The organism is Pseudomonas sp. 57B-090624 (genome assembly GCF_003234055.1).
Taxonomy (GTDB): domain Bacteria; phylum Pseudomonadota; class Gammaproteobacteria; order Pseudomonadales; family Pseudomonadaceae; genus Metapseudomonas; species Metapseudomonas tohonis.
In genome coordinates, this window is record NZ_QKRU01000069.1 from 20,768 (window position 1) to 35,702 (window position 14,935).

The window sequence follows — 14,935 nt, forward strand, 5'->3', positions numbered from 1 at the left end:
CTGCGGCCTGCCGGGCGAGCCACCCGCGCGCCCTTATCCACAGCTTCACAGGTACGCCCATGCCGATCCGTCACTGCATCGTCCACCTCATCGACAAGAAGCCCGATGGCAGCGCCGCCGTGCTCCATGCACGCGACAGCGAGCTGGGCGAATCCAAGGCCATCGAGAACCTGCTGGCCGATCTCAACGAAAGCTACAACGCCAAGCAGGGCAAGGCCTGGGGGCTGTTCCACGAGGAGTCCGGCGCCTACCCCTTCAGTGGCTGGCTCAAGGACTACATGGAGGGCGGTCGCGATTTCACCGCCTTCAGCCGCGAGGCGGTGGCGCACCTGCAGAAGCTGATGGAGGAGTCCAACCTCTCCACCGGCGGCCACGTGCTCTTCGCCCACTACCAGCAGGGCATGACCGACTACCTGGCCATCGCCCTGCTGCACCACAACGAAGGCGTCACCGTCACCGACGCGCTGGACCTGGCGCCGGCCCGCCACCTGGACCTGGGCCAGCTGCACCTGGCGGCGCGCATCAACCTCTCCGAGTGGCGCAACAACGCGCAGTCGAAGCAGTACATCTCCTTCATCAAGGGCAAGAACGGCAAGAAGGTCTCGGACTACTTCCGCGACTTCATCGGCTGCCAGGAAGGCGTCGACGCGCCGAGCGAGACCCGCACCCTGCTCAAGGCCTTCAGCGACTTCGTCGAGCACGAGGACTTCGCCGAGGAGCAGGCCCGCGAGAAGACCAAGACCCTGGTGGACTACGCCAGCACCCAGGCCAAGCTGGGCGAGCCGATCACCTTGCAGGAGCTGTCCGGGCTGATCGACGAGGACCGCCCGCGCGCCTTCTACGAGCACATCCGCAACAAGGATTACGGCCTGTCGCCGGAAATCCCGCCGGACAAGCGCACCCTCAGCCAGTTCCAGCGCTTCACCGGCCGCGCCGAGGGCCTGTCCATCAGCTTCGAGGCCCACCTGCTGGGCTCGAAGATCGAGTACGACGAGGGCCGCGACATGCTGATCATCCGCCAGGTCCCGACCCAGCTGAAGGACCAGCTCAAGCGCCGCAAGGACTGAAGTCCGCCGTAGGAAAAAAGCCCGGCTCGATGCCGGGCTTTTTTGTGCGCCTGCGGATCAGCGCGCTTCGATGCGGAAGCCCACACGCGGGAAGTGCACGTGCACCACGCCGGCACGCTCGTCCTCGCGACGCAGGATCAGCTCCTCGCGGCCGGCGAACACCAGCTCGCCCTCCACCGGGTCGACGCCATAGTCGGTGGCGGCGATGGCCACCTTCTGCCCGGCGGTGAAGCCGTTGACGTCGAAGAAGGGCTCGTCCGGCAGCGCTGCCGGCTCTGCGGCGCGGGCGATCTCGATGGCCTCGGCGGCGCTCAGCTCGCTGGAGGCGCCATGGCCGAAGCCGAGCACGCGGCCCAGCCAGGCGGCGACCGCCGGGTAGTCGTCCACCAGCGGGGCAGTGACCGGGGTGGCCTTGAGGAACCAGAGGCAGTGGGCCAGGGAGAAGTCGGCCATGCTCGGCTCGCCGAAGAGGAAGTCACCTTCCTCGCGACCCAGTTGCTGTTCCAGGCGCGCCATGAAGGTCGGCCAGTTGTGCTTGGCCACCTCGGCGGGCAGCCGCGTGGTGGTGCCGCCGCTGAACAGCCCGGCGCGGTCGGCGATGAAGGCCTTGATGGCTTCAGGCGGCAGCTTGCCGAAACGCACGGCGATGGATTCGGGCTGGAACACCAGGCTCACCGCGTGCTGGAAGATCACCGAATCCACCCAGTGGCAGAAGCTCGCCACGTTGAATTCCAGGCCCGCCGGGATCAGCGCCGGCACGGCCTTCTCCGCCTCCAGGCGGCGGGCGATCAGCGCGGTGTCGCAGTAGATGTCGGCGCCGACCTGCAGCACCGGGGTCTTGCGGTAGCCGCCGGTGAGCGGCATCAGGTCCGGCTTGGGCATCAGCGGCGGAATGTGCACCGAACGCCAGGACAGCTGCTTGAAGCCCAGCAGCAGGCGGGCCTTCTCGGCGAAGGGGGACGTCGGGTAGTGGTGCAGGATCAACTCGTGCATGTCGGGCTCCTTATCGTTCTTGTCAGGGTGGGCAGCTTAGCCGCCCTCGGGTTCAGGGCCTATCCGCTGGCGCTGATGGCATGCCATCAGCCGCGGCTATGTACGCCTTGGCCAGCGCTTCCTTGGCGGCCTTGCGCAGGTTCTTGATGGCGCGTTCGCGGCGCAGGGCATCGCCCTTGCCCGGGCATTCCTCGATATAGACCAGCGCCTGGGCCGGGCTGGAATGGAAGAAACGCGCGCCCTTGCCGCTCTGGTGCTGGGCGAAACGACGCTGCGGGTCGTCGCTGATGCCGCAGTAGAGCGCACCGTTGGCGGCACGCACCAGGTAGACGAACCAGGGACGCGGTGGAGCCTCGCTCATGCCCAGGCCACCGTGCGCATGCGCTGGCAGTAATCGACCAGGCGCGGGTACTCGCGGGCCAGGCGGTTGAGCGGGGTTTCCAGGGTGCACTGCACCAGGTTGGCCAGCAGCCCGTAGGCCGAGGCGTCGGCGCTGCAGGGACGCGTACCGCCGAAGAAGGTGTCGTCGCCGAGCAGGTCGGTGAGGCCTTGCAGGTCCTCGCGGGCGAACACCAGCAGCTCTTCGCGATCATGCCGGCCGAGGCCCTGGGCCAACAGGTCGCGGCGGACCTTGCGACGCACCAGCGGCGGCACCAGGCGCCCGGCCAGCGGGCCGAGATTGCCGAAAAAGGCCTGGCGGGTCTGCGCCCAGCCCTCGTCCTCCAGCCAGCGGAAGTACACCAGCAACCAGTAGAGGTGCTCGTCGCAGAGGCGGGTGACGGCCAGGGCGCGACCACGGCCGGCGTCGTCGAGGTGCTCGTCCAGCTGCAGGTGCAGGCGCTCGGTGAGCACCCGCTGGATGATCGCGGTATCGGCGATCAGCTCGCCGTCGAAGTCGATGTAGGGCAGCTTGCCCTTGGGGCCGCGCCGGGGGTCCATCAAGGCCTGCGCCTGGTACTGCACCCGCGTAAGGCGCAGGAAGGTCTCCAGCTTGAGGCAGAAGGGGCTGGCATTGGGCACGTCGAACCCGGCGGGGAACTGGAACAGCCTGATCATGATGGGCACCGGCGAGAGAGTCGCCGGCGAGCTTAGGCAATATTGCGCGGCGCAGCCACCAGCCAATGGCCGGCAGCGGATTCAGCGTTGTGCGCGAAATGCCGCCAGGCCTCGGGCCGCCTGCTGGCGGATGGCGTTCTGCACCGGCGGCAGCCAGCCCAGCAGCAGGCCCTTGGCGCCCAGCGCCTGGCGGGCCCAGCGCCACAGGTCGAAGCTGTCGCGGTGCTCGACGATCAGGCCGTCCTCGAAACGGAAGCGCGCCTCGATGCGGTTGACCACGGTGCGCCCGGTCTGGCTGAACAGGTAGGTGGCGACCCAGCGCGCACGGCCCTCGTGGTCATCGGCCTCGACACCGTCGAACGTCAGCGAGAAGGCCTGGGCGCGGCTGGCCAGCATGCGCCACATGTCGGCGGCCTCGCTGCCGCGCAGGTCGGTGAACACCGGGTCGGCGAAGCGCACGTCGGCGGCGTAGCAGGCGGCCATGGTCTCGGCGTCCAGGACCTGGAAGGCGCGGTAGAAGCGTTCGATGAGGGCGGCGTTGGGATGGCTCATGGCGAGGCTCGTGGCGATTGGGATGAGGAGAGTATCGACGGCTTTCCGCCGGGCGGCGATTGGCTGCATCGCCAACTTTGTGGCAATAATCGCCACCCTTTACGGAGACCCACCCGATGATCCGCATCGCTTTGCTGGTCTGCCCCCAGACGGTCTGCTCCAGCCTGGCCATGGCCGACGACGCCTTCCGCCTGGCCAATACCCTGGCCGGTGAGGCGCTGTTCGAGGTGCTGCGGGTCAGCCGCGATGGCCAGCCGGTGGACCTGGGCATGGCCAGCATCCGCGTCGACGGCGACCTGGCCCTGGCCGCCGGGGCCCGCCTGGTGATGCTGCCCGCCACCGGCAGCGCGGTGGACCGCAGCATCGCGGGCAACACGGAACTGCTGGCCTGGCTGGCGCAGCGCCCGGCCACCCAGCAGGTGGCCAGCCTGTGCAGCAGCGCCTTCCTGCTCGGCGCCGCCGGCCTGCTCGACGGCCGCCGTGCCACCACCCACTGGGCGCTGGCCGGCGCCTTCCGCCAACGCTTCCCCCAGGTGCGCCTGCAACCCGATGAGCTGCTCACCGAGGACGGCAACCTGTTCTGCTCCGGCGGCGCCCAGGCCGGGCTCGACCTGTGCCTGCACCTGATCGCCTGGCACGGCGGCGACTGGCTGGCACAACGGGTAGCCGGTGCGCTGGTGTTCGACCGCGAGCGCGGCCGCCAGTCACGCTTCACCCCGCTGCTGCCGGACGTGCCGGGAGACGCCCAGCTCGGCCCGCTGCTGGCCTGGCTGCAACGCCACCACGCCGAGCCCATCGACCTCAAGGGCCTGGCCGAACGCGCGCACTGCTCGACCCGCACCCTGCTGCGGCGCTTCCGCACCGCCACCGGCCTGACGCCCAACGACTACGTGCAACGCCTGCGCATCGCCGCCGCCCAGTCCGCCCTGCGCAACCCTTCGCGCTCGCTGGAGCAGGTGGCGCAACAGGTGGGCTACGCCGACCGCGCCACCTTCGCCAAGCTGTTCAAGCAGCTCTGCGGCGAGACGCCGGGAGCCTTCCGCCGGCGCCTGCGGGAACAGGCATGATCCGCGTGATGCCCCTGTAGCCTCCACCGCGTGGGTTTCGCCAAGCTCTACCCACCCTACGAAAGCCGCCTCCACCTGCGTGCTGGGTCAGTGCCCACATCAAGGTGAGGATTCTTGGAAAAGGGACTCGCCCGGGAGGGCGAAACCAGACGCATCACCAGAACTCGGCAATCAGCTGGACTCACATCCTCTAGTCGCTGAAATCGCCCCCGTAGGGAAAATGAAAAGGGGCCCGAAGGCCCCTTTCCATATAGCGCTGGCAATCAGTGCAGGATCTGCCCGAGGAACAGCTTGGTGCGCTCGTTCTGCGGGTTGTCGAAGAACGCATTGGGCTCGTTCTGTTCGACGATCTCGCCCTTGTCCATGAAGATCACCCGGTCCGCCACGGTACGGGCGAAGCCCATCTCGTGGGTCACGCAGAGCATGGTCATGCCGTCCTGGGCGAGGCCGACCATGGTGTCGAGCACTTCCTTCACCATCTCGGGGTCGAGGGCGGAGGTGGGTTCGTCGAACAGCATGATCTTCGGCTTCATGCACAGGGCGCGGGCGATGGCCACGCGCTGCTGCTGGCCGCCGGAGAGCTGGCCGGGGAACTTGTTGGCCTGCTCGGGGATACGCACGCGCTCCAGGTAGTGCATGGCGATTTCCTCGGCCTTGCGCTTGGGCAGCTTGCGCACCCACATCGGTGCCAGGGTGCAGTTCTGCAGCACGGTGAGGTGCGGGAACAGGTTGAAGTGCTGGAACACCATGCCCACTTCGCGGCGGATCGCCTCGATCTGCTTGAGATCGTTGGTCAGCTCGGTGCCGTCGACGATGATCCGCCCCTGCTGGTGTTCTTCCAGGCGGTTGATGCAGCGGATGGTGGTCGACTTGCCGGAGCCGGACGGACCGCAGAGGACGATGCGCTCGCCCTGCTTGACGTTCAGGTTGATGTCCTTGAGCACATGGAACTGCCCGTACCACTTGTTCACGCCCTGCAGCTGGATGATCGGCGCAGCGGCGTCTTTCTGGATGGCTTCACTCATTCGAATCTCTCTCCTAACGCTTGTGCCCGGTGTTCAGCTTCTGTTCGAGGCGCATGGAATAGCGCGACATGCTGAAGCAGAAGATCCAGTAGACCAGGGCGGCGAATACGTAGCCTTCGGTGGACATGCCCAGCCATTTCGGGTCGGTGGTCGCCTGCTTGATGCTGTTGAGCAGGTCGAACAGGCCGATGATGATCACCAGGCTGGTGTCCTTGAACAGGGCGATGAAGGTGTTGACGATGCCGGGGATGACCATCTTCAGGGCCTGCGGCAGGATCACCAGCGCGGTGCTGCGCCAGTAGCCCAGGCCGAGGCCGGCGGCGGCTTCGTACTGGCCCTTGGGGATGGCCTGCAGGCCTCCGCGGACCACCTCGGCGATATAGGCCGCCTCGAAGAAGATCACCATCACCAGGGCGCGCAGCAGCTTGTCGAGGTTCATGCCCTCGGGCAGGAACAGCGGCAGCATCACCGAGGACATGAACAGCACGGTGATCAGCGGCACGCCGCGCCAGAACTCGATGAAGGTCACGCAGATGACCTTGATCGCCGGCAGCTTCGACCGCCGTCCCAGCGCCAGCAGGATGCCCAGCGGCAATGCACCGGCGATGCCCACGTAGGCGATCACCAGGGTCAGCATCAGGCCGCCCCAGCGGCTGGTCGACACCTCCTGCAGACCCAGGCCGCCGTGCAGCAGCCAGAAGGCCACCAGCGGATAGATCACCAGGAAACCGATGCCGTAGAAGGCCTTGTGCGGGGTGCGTTTGATGAACAGCGGCGCCACGCCGATGATCGCCAGCCACACGGTGACATCCACGCGCCAGCGCAGCTCGCTGGGGTAGAAGCCGTACATGAACTGGCCGAAGCGCTGCTGGATGAACACCCAGCAGGCGCCCTCGCCGGTGCAGTCGGCACGGGTGGTGCCGGTCCAGGTGGCGTGGATGAAGGCCCAGTTGAGGATGGGCGGGACGATCAGCCACAGCAGGTACAGCGACAGTGCGGTGAGCACCACGTGCAGCGGGCTGGCGAACAGGTTGTGACGCAGCCAGGCGACCGGGCCCACCACGGTGCTGGGTGGCGGCTGGTCGGGCTTGAAGGTATGCGATGTCATGTCAGTGCCCTCACCGCTCGATCAGCGCGATGCGCTTGTTGTACCAGTTCATCAGCAGGGAAATGCTGATGCTGATGGCCAGGTAGACGCTCATGGTGATCGCCATGACCTCGATGGCCTGGCCGGTCTGGTTGAGCGTGGTACCGGCGAACAGCGAGACCATGTCCGGGTAGCCGATGCCGGCGGCCAGGGACGAGTTCTTCGCCAGGTTCAGGTACTGGCTGGTGAGCGGCGGGATGATCACCCGCAGGGCCTGCGGCACGATGACCAGGCGCAGCGTCTGCCCGGGGCGGATGCCCAGGGAATGCGCCGCTTCGGTCTGGCCATGGCTGACCGACTGGATGCCCGCGCGCACCGTCTCGCCGATGAAGGCGGCGGTGTAGATCGACAGCGCCAGCATCAGGGCGATCAGTTCGGGGATCACCACCCAGCCACCGCGGAAGTTGAAACCGGTCAATTGCGGCACTTCCCAGTGGAAGGGGCTGCCCAGCACCAGGGCCGAGAGGCCGGGCACCAGCACCAGGATGGCGATCGCGCTCAGCAGCACGGGGAAGCGCTGGCCGGTCTCGTGGCGGCGCGCACGGGCCCAGCGCCACAGCACGCCGATGGCCACCACCGACAGCGCGACGGCGATCACGAAGGGCCAGAAGCCCTCGGCCATGTTCGGCGACGGCATGTACAGGCCGCGGTTGTTGATGAAGAAGGTGTCGCCGAAGTTCATGCTCTGCCGCGGGCCCGGCATGGGCAGCATCACGGCGAAGTACCAGAAGAAGATCTGCAGCAGCGGCGGGATGTTGCGGAAGGTCTCGATGTAGACCGTCGCCAGCTTGCGGATCAGCCAGTTGGGCGACAGCCGCGCGACACCGAGGATGAAGCCGAGGATGGTCGCCAGGATGATGCCGACCACGGTCACCAGCAGCGTGTTGAGCAGGCCGATGAAGAAGACGCGACCGTAGGTGTCGCTTTCCTTGTAGTCGATCAGGTGCTGGGAGATGCCGAAGCCGGCGCTCTGGTCGAGGAAGCCGAAGCCGGAGATGATCCCGCGCTTCTCGAGGTTGACCTGGGTGTTGTGGAAGAGGAACCAGCCGAACGCCACGACGGCGACTACGGCGATGATCTGGAATAGCCACGCGCGCGTCTGTGGGTCGGTCAGCACCGATCCACGGACACGCGGGGCTTGGGAAGTGTTCTGCATGACAGCCCTCGTCGGTTGGAACTGGACGCTACCGCCCGCATCCGCGGGCGGCAGCGTGGTGGGTCAGCGCACCGGCGGTGCGTACTGCAGACCACCCTTGTTCCACAGGGCGTTGAGACCGCGTTCGATCTTCAGCTCGCTGCCGGCACCGACGTTGCGATCGAAGATCTCGGCATAGTTGCCGACCTGCTTGACGATCTGCACGGCCCAGTCTTTGGGCAGCTTCAGATCCTTGCCGAAGTCGCCTTCAGCACCCAGCAGGCGGGCCACGTCCGGGTTCTTGGTGGACTTGGCGGTTTCCACGACGTTCTTCGAGTCGACGCCGAGCTCTTCAGCGTTCAACTGGGCGAACAGGCTCCAGCGCACGATGTCGAACCACTCCTCGTCACCCTGGCGAACGGCTGGGCCGAGGGGTTCCTTGGAGATGACTTCCGGCAGCACCACGTACTCGTCCGGCGCGGCCAGCTTGATGCGCTGGGCGTACAGCTGCGACTGGTCGGAGGTCAGCACGTCGCAACGGCCCGATTCCAGCGACTTGGCGCTCTCGTCGGAGGTGTCATAGGTGATGGGGGTGTACTTCAGGCCGTTGGCGCGGAAGTAGTCGGCCAGGTTCAGCTCGGTGGTGGTGCCGGCCTGGATGCAGACGGTGGCGCCATCGAGTTCCTTGGCGCTGGAGACGCCGAGCTTCTTGTTCACCAAAAAGCCCTGGCCGTCGTAGTAGGTCACGCCGGTGAAGTTCAGGCCCATCGCCGCGTCGCGGGAGCTGGTCCAGGTGGTGTTGCGGGAGAGGATGTCCACTTCGCCGGACTGCAGCGCGGTGAAACGCTCCTTGGCGGTGAGCGGGCTGAACTTGACCTTGCTCGCATCACCGAACACGGCTGCCGCTACGGCGCGGCAGATGTCGACGTCGATACCTTTGTATTCGCCCTTGGAGTCGGCGTAGGAAAAGCCCGGGAGGCCGTCACTGATGCCGCACTGCACGTAGCCTTTCTTCTTGACCGCATCCAGGGTGGCGCCCGCCTGAGCGAAGCCGCTGACACCGAGAACAGCTGCCGCAGTCAGCACAGCCAGGGTGGATTTCACCATCTTCATCAAAACCTCCAGTTGCTTTTTTTTGTGTTGGAGTCTCGGTCCTACCGCCGTACCCTCGTGAGGCAGGTTCAACCGCGCGAAACGACGGTCAACCGGGGAATCGGACCTAAGGAGGAAGTCTAGTTGGCGCTGCTCCGCGCGCCACCGGCCTCCCTCCTCGCCCATTGGTCGAATGGGCTGGAGACGGATTTTCGACCACCGCCACGTGGGGAACGTGCCAGCGGTCGTTTGCAAGGCGCCGACCTGGATCGACGCCCAACCCGTTGAACGCCCCGCGAAGTGTTACCGCTGCGCAGGCCGCCTGTTAAGTCTGCTGCTGTTTAGCAATCCCCGTACCAGCACAGTGCCTGTACGACGCTTCCGACAGGTCAATAGGGAAAGTTTTGTTGGTGCGACATATTTTTCACTGATAGACCCCATCACCGCCCGGCGCCAGCACCGTTTTGGTGCAGGCGCCCCGAATTGGAGCCGAACATGAGTAATCCGTTGATTCTGGAGCCCACACAAGCAGCCGATGCGTGCGTCATCTGGTTGCACGGCCTGGGGGCGGACCGCTATGACTTCCTGCCGGTGGCCGAGGTGCTGCAGGAACGCCTGGCCACCACCCGCTTCATCATGCCCCAGGCCCCCACCCGCGCCGTGACCATCAATGGCGGCTACGCCATGCCCTCCTGGTACGACATCCTCGCCATGAGCCCCGCGCGGGCCATCGACCAGGCGCAGCTGGAGGAATCGGCGCAACGCGTGATCGCCCTGATCGAAGCCCAGCGCGACGCCGGCATCGATCCGGCACGCATCGTCCTCGCCGGCTTCTCCCAGGGTGGCGCGGTGGTGCTGCACACCGGCCTGCTGCGCTGGGAAGGCCCCCTCGGCGGGGTGCTGGCGCTGTCCACCTATGCGCCGACCTTCGGCGACACCCTGGCGCTGTCGGATACAAAACTACAACTGCCGGTTTTCAGCCTGCATGGCACCTTCGACGACGTGGTGCCGCTGGCCATGGGCCGTGCCGCACACGACAAGCTCGCCGCCGCCGGCGTCCCGGTGCAGTGGCAGGACTACCCGATGGGCCACGAAGTGCTGCCGGAGGAAATCCGCGATATCGGCGCCTGGCTGAGCGCACGACTGGCCCGTTGATCCGTCAACCCACAACAAGAATTGGCCATGACCCAGACTCCCGTACCGCCCATCACCTCCCTGCGCGACATCGAGCTGATCGAGCAGGTTTCGCTACAGCAACGCGGCATGCCGGACAGCACCTACGAGCTGATCCGCCAGAGCGCCCGGCGCGCCCCGGACGCCATCGCCATGACCTTCCTCATGCAGGGCACGGCCGACGAGGCGCCCTGGCAGCTGAGCTACGGCGAGCTGCTGGCGCAGGTCACCCGCACCGCCAACGCCTTCCACCGCCTGGGCGTGCGCCCGGGCAAGGCGGTGTCCTTCCTGCTGCCCAACCTGCCGCACACCCACTTCACCCTGTGGGGCGGCGAGGCGGCGGGCATCGTCAACGCCATCAACCCGCTGCTCGACCCCGAGCACATCGCCGAACTGGTGCGCGCCGCCGATTCCGAGGTGCTGGTGACCCTGGCGCCCTTCCCCGGCACCGACCTGTGGGACAAGGTCGCCGGCCTGCGCGATGAACTGCCGGGCCTCAAGGCCATCGTCACGGTCGATTTGGCCAACTACCTGCCCGAGCCCCAGCGCAGCGGCCTCAAGGCCCAGCGCGGCGCCCTGCCGGAAGGCGTGCTGGACTTCGACGAACTGATCGCCGGCTGCCCCGCCGACCACCTGGAAAGCGGCCGTGTCATCGCCCCCGACGACATCGCCTCGTATTTCCACACCGGCGGCACCACCGGCACGCCGAAGCTGGCGCCGCACAGCCACCGCAACGAGGTGGCGATGGCGATGATCCTCGCCTACACCATCAACCTCGGCCCGGACGACGTGACCCTCTGCGGCCTGCCGCTGTTCCACGTCAACGGCGTGATGGTCACCGGCCTCGCCCCCTTCTTCAGTGGCGCGCAGGTCCTGCTGGCCACGCCCCAGGGCTACCGCAACACCGCGCTGATCCAGAACTTCTGGACGATCATCGAGCGCTACAGGGTGAGCTTCTTCAGCGGCGTGCCCACCATCTATGCCGGGCTGTTGCAGGTGCCCAGCGAGGGCCACGACCTCTCCAGCCTGCGCTACGCCCTGTGCGGCGCGGCGCCGATGCCGGTGGAGCTGATCCGCCAGTTCGAGGCCAAGACCGGCCTCACCCTGATCGAGGGCTACGGCCTCACCGAGGGCACCTGCGGCAGCTGCGGCAACCCCAGCGCGGGCGAACGCCGGCCGGGCTCCATCGGCCTGCGCATGCCCTACTGCGAAGTGGCGATCAAGGTGCTCGACGAACAGGGCGCCTTCCTCCGCGACGCACGGGCCAACGAGATCGGCAACGTCTGCCTGCGCGGCATCACCGTGTTCAAGGGCTACCTGCAGGCCGGCAAGAACGCCGGCATCTGGGTGGATGGCGACTGGTTCAACACCGGTGACCTGGGCCGCATGGACGCCGACGGCTACATCTGGCTCACCGGCCGCAGCAAGGACCTGATCATCCGTGGCGGCCACAACATCGACCCGCAGATGATCGAGGAAGCCCTGCACGGCCACCCCGCCGTGGCCATGGCCGCCGCCGTCGGCAAGCCCGACGAGAAGGCCGGCGAACTGCCGGTGGTCTACGTCCAGCTCAAGCCCGGCCAGCAGGCCAGCGAGGCCGAGCTGCTGGCCCACGCCGCGGACCACGTGCCGGAACGCGCGGCGGTGCCCAAGGACGTGTGGATCATCGACGCGCTGCCGGTCACGGCGGTGGGCAAGACCTTCAAGCCGACCCTGCGCCACGACGCCATCCGCCGGGTCTTCGAGCAGGTGCTGGCGCCGCTGGCACCCGGTCTCAGCGTCGAGGTGCGTGCCGACGACCGCCACGGCCAGCTCGCCCACATCCGCGTGCCCGACCTGCACGACCAGCGCCGCCGCGCCCTGGAGCAACGGCTGGCCGGCTTCGCCGTGCGCTACGAGCTGCACCAGGAAGCCTGAAGCCTCACGCCCCCGGTGCACAGCCGGGGGCGGAATCCCCCGCAAGGCCCGTCCCAGGGCCTCTGCCGCCCCGCTCGAACGAGACCACTTCCGCATAAATGCACATTGTCCGACACGATTGCCCGGGAATGTGACGCTGCTACTGTTTCCAAACCACTGGTCGGCCTACCTTCCGCCAAGCATTGAAAGCCGTTGGGGGCGGGCATAAGGTCGATAACGGTTTTCAACGCAAAGACAGGGAGTGTTTTGCGATGCCAGCTCACCACGTTGCTACCCCAGGTCAGATGTAGCCCATGAAGAATGCGCACTGGCAGGCCGATCCACAGCTGCTCGGACGTCAGCGACTGTTCCAGAACGTCGCCGCCAACAACCTGCAGCAGATCCTGCAGGAGTTCGCTGCCTGCGACCTGGAAAAGGGCGAGGTCCTGCTCTCCCCCTTCAACCGCAACCAGTACCTGTACCTGCTGCTCGATGGCCAGTTGCAGGTCTACCTGGGTTCGCTCGACAACCAGCCGATGTCCACCCTGGAAGCCGGTGATTGCGCGGGCGAGATCAGCTTCATCGACAACGACCACCCTTCCGCCTACGTGGTCGCCACGCGCCCCAGCACCGTCCTGCGCCTGCACCGCGAGGCACTGTCGAAGCTGTTCCAGCAGTCGCCGCAGATGATGCAGAACCTCCTGGAGCTGCTCTGCGAGCGCGTGCGCACCGGCAACCGGATCATTCTCGACACCGAGCAGAACGCCAACGTCGACACCCTCACCGGCCTCTACAACCGGCGCTGGCTGGAACACATCTACGAGCGCGAGAGCACCCGCTGCGCCTTCAATGGCCATCCCATGTGCCTGCTGATGCTCGATGTCGACCATTTCAAGGCCTACAACGACCGCCACGGCCACCTGGCCGGCGACTACGCCCTGTGCCTGGTGGCCCACACCCTGCGCAACCAGCTGCGGCCCAAGGACAGCATGGCCCGCTTCGGCGGCGAGGAATTCGTCATCCTGCTGCCCGAGATCGCCGTGGAGGAAGCGCGCAACATCGGCGAAAGGCTGCGCATGAGCCTGGAGCAGGTGCCCTCCTTCTATTCACCGGTGGGGATACTGCCCGGCGTCACGGTTTCCATCGGCCTGACCCAGATGCAGCCCAAGGACGACCTGCAGGACCTCATCGCCCGCGCCGACGCCGCCCTCTATAAGGCCAAGTTGCAGGGACGTAACTGCCTTAACGGCTAAGCCCTGCTGCAGCGCGGCGAGGGCCTTGCTAGAGTTCCGGGCCACTACAACAACGAAGCCCGGAAGCTCCCTCAATGCGCAAACTCCTGATCCTGCTGGCACTGGTCGTGATCGGCCTGGCGGTGTTCTTCACCTTGCCCAGCGTGCTCGACCGGCGGATGAACAGCGTCGAGTCCCCTGCCCCCTACCCGGCCAGCGAGGCCGCCAACGCACTGCACGAGAAACTGTTCATCGCCGACCTGCACGACGATGCCCTGCTCTGGCAACGCGACCTGCTGGAGCGCCACGACTTCGGCCACAGCGACCTGCCGCGCCTGCTCGAAGGCAAGGTCGCGCTGCAGGTGTTCTCCACCGTGACCAAGACCCCGCGCGGCATCAACTACGACAGGAACGACGCCGACAGCGACAACATCACCGTGCTCGCCATGGCCCAACGCTGGCCGCCACGTACCTGGCGCAGCCTGCTGGAGCGCGCGCTGTACCAGGGCGAAAAACTCGCCGCAGCCGCCAAGGGCAGCGAAGGCAAGCTGGTGCAGGTGCGCACCCGCGCCGACTTCGAAGCCTTCATCGCCGCCTGGAAGAAGGACCCGAACCGCGTCGCCGCGATCCTCGCCACCGAGGGCCTGCACCCGCTGGAAGGCAAGCTCGAGAACGTCGACCGCCTGTATGACGCGGGCTTCCGCATCACCGGGCTGACCCACTTCTTCGACAATGAGATCGGCGGCTCCGCCCACGGCATGGAGAAAGGCGGCCTGACCCGCTTCGGCCGCCGCGTGGTCGCCCGCCTGGAAGAGAAGAAGATGATCATCGACCTGGCCCACGCCTCGCGCGCGCTGATCGACGACGTGCTGGAGATGGCCGAGCGCCCGGTACTGGTTTCCCACGGCGGTGTCGAAGGCACCTGCCCCGGCCCGCGCAACCTCAGCGACGACCACGTCAGGCGCATCGCCGCCACCGGCGGGGTGATCGGCATCGGCTACTGGGAAACCGCCGTCTGCGACACCTCGGTCAAGGCCATCGTCAAGGCCATCCGCTACACCAGCGACCTGGTGGGCGTCGACCACGTCGCCCTGGGTTCTGACTTCGACGGCACCATCCATGCGCCCTTCGACACCACCGGCCTGCCCCAGCTGACCCAGGGCCTGCAGGAAGCCGGCTACAGCGAGGGCGATATCGCCAAGATCATGGGCGGCAACGTCCAGCGCCTGCTCCTGGCGAGCCTGCCCACCGAGTGACGTTCAACGCGCCGCCCCCCGGGGGCGGCGACTCCCCGTAGCACCGAAAGGCCCGGAACAGAGCGGCTGCCCACGACAATCCGCCAGGGCACTTCGCCGCGATGACATCTTGCTTTACACTGGCGCCCGTTCATTCCTTAACCAATCGACGAGATGACCGTGCTCAAAGCACTCAAAAAAATCTTTGGCAAGGGCGAAGAGCCCGTCTCCGGCGTCGCCCCGACCGCCCCGGCCACCCAGGCCC

At 66.7% G+C, this 14,935-nt stretch carries 14 protein-coding genes; 6 read left to right on the forward strand and 8 right to left on the reverse strand.

Annotated elements, in window-relative coordinates; all coding sequences use genetic code 11:
- The first annotated feature begins 59 nt into the window (after positions 1-59).
- Positions 60-1,067 (forward strand): nucleoid-associated protein YejK, encoded by a 1,008-nt coding sequence (gene yejK, locus DMX10_RS25685; RefSeq protein ID WP_111263758.1) that lies wholly within the window; start codon positions 60-62, stop codon positions 1,065-1,067.
- A 57-nt stretch (positions 1,068-1,124) separates the two neighbouring features.
- Here yejK and DMX10_RS25690 read toward each other — a convergent pair whose 3' ends face one another.
- The 4 genes from DMX10_RS25690 to DMX10_RS25705 all read right to left on the reverse strand — a co-directional run bounded on the left by DMX10_RS25690 (position 1,125) and on the right by DMX10_RS25705 (position 3,668).
- Positions 1,125-2,060 (reverse strand): glutathione S-transferase family protein, encoded by a 936-nt coding sequence (locus DMX10_RS25690; RefSeq protein ID WP_111263759.1) that lies wholly within the window; start codon positions 2,058-2,060, stop codon positions 1,125-1,127.
- A 52-nt stretch (positions 2,061-2,112) separates the two neighbouring features.
- Positions 2,113-2,421 (reverse strand): GIY-YIG nuclease family protein, encoded by a 309-nt coding sequence (locus tag DMX10_RS25695; RefSeq protein ID WP_111263760.1) that lies wholly within the window; start codon positions 2,419-2,421, stop codon positions 2,113-2,115.
- Positions 2,418-3,116: a glutathione S-transferase family protein gene (locus DMX10_RS25700; protein ID WP_111263761.1), complete on the reverse strand. Its 699-nt coding sequence runs from the start codon at positions 3,114-3,116 to the stop codon at positions 2,418-2,420. The genes DMX10_RS25695 and DMX10_RS25700 overlap by 4 nt, the downstream gene beginning before the upstream one ends.
- An 81-nt stretch (positions 3,117-3,197) precedes the next feature.
- Complete coding sequence (locus DMX10_RS25705; RefSeq protein WP_111263762.1) at positions 3,198-3,668, reverse strand: nuclear transport factor 2 family protein; 471 nt, start codon at positions 3,666-3,668, stop codon at positions 3,198-3,200.
- Between the two features lie 116 nt (positions 3,669-3,784).
- Here DMX10_RS25705 and DMX10_RS25710 point away from each other — a divergent pair, with 116 nt between their 5' ends.
- Positions 3,785-4,735: a GlxA family transcriptional regulator gene (locus DMX10_RS25710; RefSeq protein WP_111263763.1), complete on the forward strand. Its 951-nt coding sequence runs from the start codon at positions 3,785-3,787 to the stop codon at positions 4,733-4,735.
- Positions 4,736-4,998: 263 nt separating this feature from the next.
- Here DMX10_RS25710 and DMX10_RS25715 read toward each other — a convergent pair whose 3' ends face one another.
- The 4 genes from DMX10_RS25715 to DMX10_RS25730 all read right to left on the reverse strand — a co-directional run bounded on the left by DMX10_RS25715 (position 4,999) and on the right by DMX10_RS25730 (position 9,155).
- Positions 4,999-5,760: an amino acid ABC transporter ATP-binding protein gene (locus DMX10_RS25715; protein WP_111263764.1), complete on the reverse strand. Its 762-nt coding sequence runs from the start codon at positions 5,758-5,760 to the stop codon at positions 4,999-5,001.
- A gap of 13 nt (positions 5,761-5,773) precedes the next feature.
- Complete coding sequence (locus tag DMX10_RS25720; protein ID WP_111263765.1) at positions 5,774-6,868, reverse strand: amino acid ABC transporter permease; 1,095 nt, start codon at positions 6,866-6,868, stop codon at positions 5,774-5,776.
- Positions 6,869-6,878: 10 nt separating this feature from the next.
- Entirely contained in the window at positions 6,879-8,063 is a 1,185-nt protein-coding gene (locus tag DMX10_RS25725; RefSeq protein ID WP_111263766.1) for an amino acid ABC transporter permease, read from the reverse strand.
- A gap of 63 nt (positions 8,064-8,126) precedes the next feature.
- Complete coding sequence (locus DMX10_RS25730; protein WP_111263767.1) at positions 8,127-9,155, reverse strand: amino acid ABC transporter substrate-binding protein; 1,029 nt, start codon at positions 9,153-9,155, stop codon at positions 8,127-8,129.
- A gap of 474 nt (positions 9,156-9,629) precedes the next feature.
- Here DMX10_RS25730 and DMX10_RS25735 point away from each other — a divergent pair, with 474 nt between their 5' ends.
- The 4 genes from DMX10_RS25735 (at position 9,630) to DMX10_RS25750 (ending at position 14,691) form a co-directional block, all read left to right on the forward strand.
- Positions 9,630-10,289 carry an alpha/beta hydrolase gene (locus tag DMX10_RS25735; protein WP_111263768.1) on the forward strand — a complete coding sequence of 220 codons (660 nt, stop codon included), beginning with the start codon at positions 9,630-9,632 and terminating at the stop codon, positions 10,287-10,289.
- Between the two features lie 27 nt (positions 10,290-10,316).
- On the forward strand, positions 10,317-12,224 hold the full coding sequence (locus tag DMX10_RS25740) for an acyl-CoA synthetase (protein ID WP_111263769.1): 1,908 nt from the start codon (positions 10,317-10,319) through the stop codon (positions 12,222-12,224).
- Between the two features lie 293 nt (positions 12,225-12,517).
- Complete coding sequence (locus DMX10_RS25745; RefSeq protein WP_111263770.1) at positions 12,518-13,456, forward strand: GGDEF domain-containing protein; 939 nt, start codon at positions 12,518-12,520, stop codon at positions 13,454-13,456.
- Positions 13,457-13,530: 74 nt separating this feature from the next.
- Positions 13,531-14,691: a dipeptidase gene (locus DMX10_RS25750; protein ID WP_111263771.1), complete on the forward strand. Its 1,161-nt coding sequence runs from the start codon at positions 13,531-13,533 to the stop codon at positions 14,689-14,691.
- The last annotated feature ends 244 nt before the right edge of the window (positions 14,692-14,935 follow it).

Coding starts and splice junctions, on each gene's coding strand:
- yejK (WP_111263758.1), top strand. CDS start 60: ATGCCGATCCGTCACTGCATCGTCCACCTCATCGACAAGAAGCCCGAT.
- DMX10_RS25690 (WP_111263759.1), bottom strand. CDS start 2,060: ATGCACGAGTTGATCCTGCACCACTACCCGACGTCCCCCTTCGCCGAG.
- DMX10_RS25695 (WP_111263760.1), bottom strand. CDS start 2,421: ATGAGCGAGGCTCCACCGCGTCCCTGGTTCGTCTACCTGGTGCGTGCC.
- DMX10_RS25700 (WP_111263761.1), bottom strand. CDS start 3,116: ATGATCAGGCTGTTCCAGTTCCCCGCCGGGTTCGACGTGCCCAATGCC.
- DMX10_RS25705 (WP_111263762.1), bottom strand. CDS start 3,668: ATGAGCCATCCCAACGCCGCCCTCATCGAACGCTTCTACCGCGCCTTC.
- DMX10_RS25710 (WP_111263763.1), top strand. CDS start 3,785: ATGATCCGCATCGCTTTGCTGGTCTGCCCCCAGACGGTCTGCTCCAGC.
- DMX10_RS25715 (WP_111263764.1), bottom strand. CDS start 5,760: ATGAGTGAAGCCATCCAGAAAGACGCCGCTGCGCCGATCATCCAGCTG.
- DMX10_RS25720 (WP_111263765.1), bottom strand. CDS start 6,868: ATGACATCGCATACCTTCAAGCCCGACCAGCCGCCACCCAGCACCGTG.
- DMX10_RS25725 (WP_111263766.1), bottom strand. CDS start 8,063: ATGCAGAACACTTCCCAAGCCCCGCGTGTCCGTGGATCGGTGCTGACC.
- DMX10_RS25730 (WP_111263767.1), bottom strand. CDS start 9,155: ATGAAGATGGTGAAATCCACCCTGGCTGTGCTGACTGCGGCAGCTGTT.
- DMX10_RS25735 (WP_111263768.1), top strand. CDS start 9,630: ATGAGTAATCCGTTGATTCTGGAGCCCACACAAGCAGCCGATGCGTGC.
- DMX10_RS25740 (WP_111263769.1), top strand. CDS start 10,317: ATGACCCAGACTCCCGTACCGCCCATCACCTCCCTGCGCGACATCGAG.
- DMX10_RS25745 (WP_111263770.1), top strand. CDS start 12,518: ATGAAGAATGCGCACTGGCAGGCCGATCCACAGCTGCTCGGACGTCAG.
- DMX10_RS25750 (WP_111263771.1), top strand. CDS start 13,531: ATGCGCAAACTCCTGATCCTGCTGGCACTGGTCGTGATCGGCCTGGCG.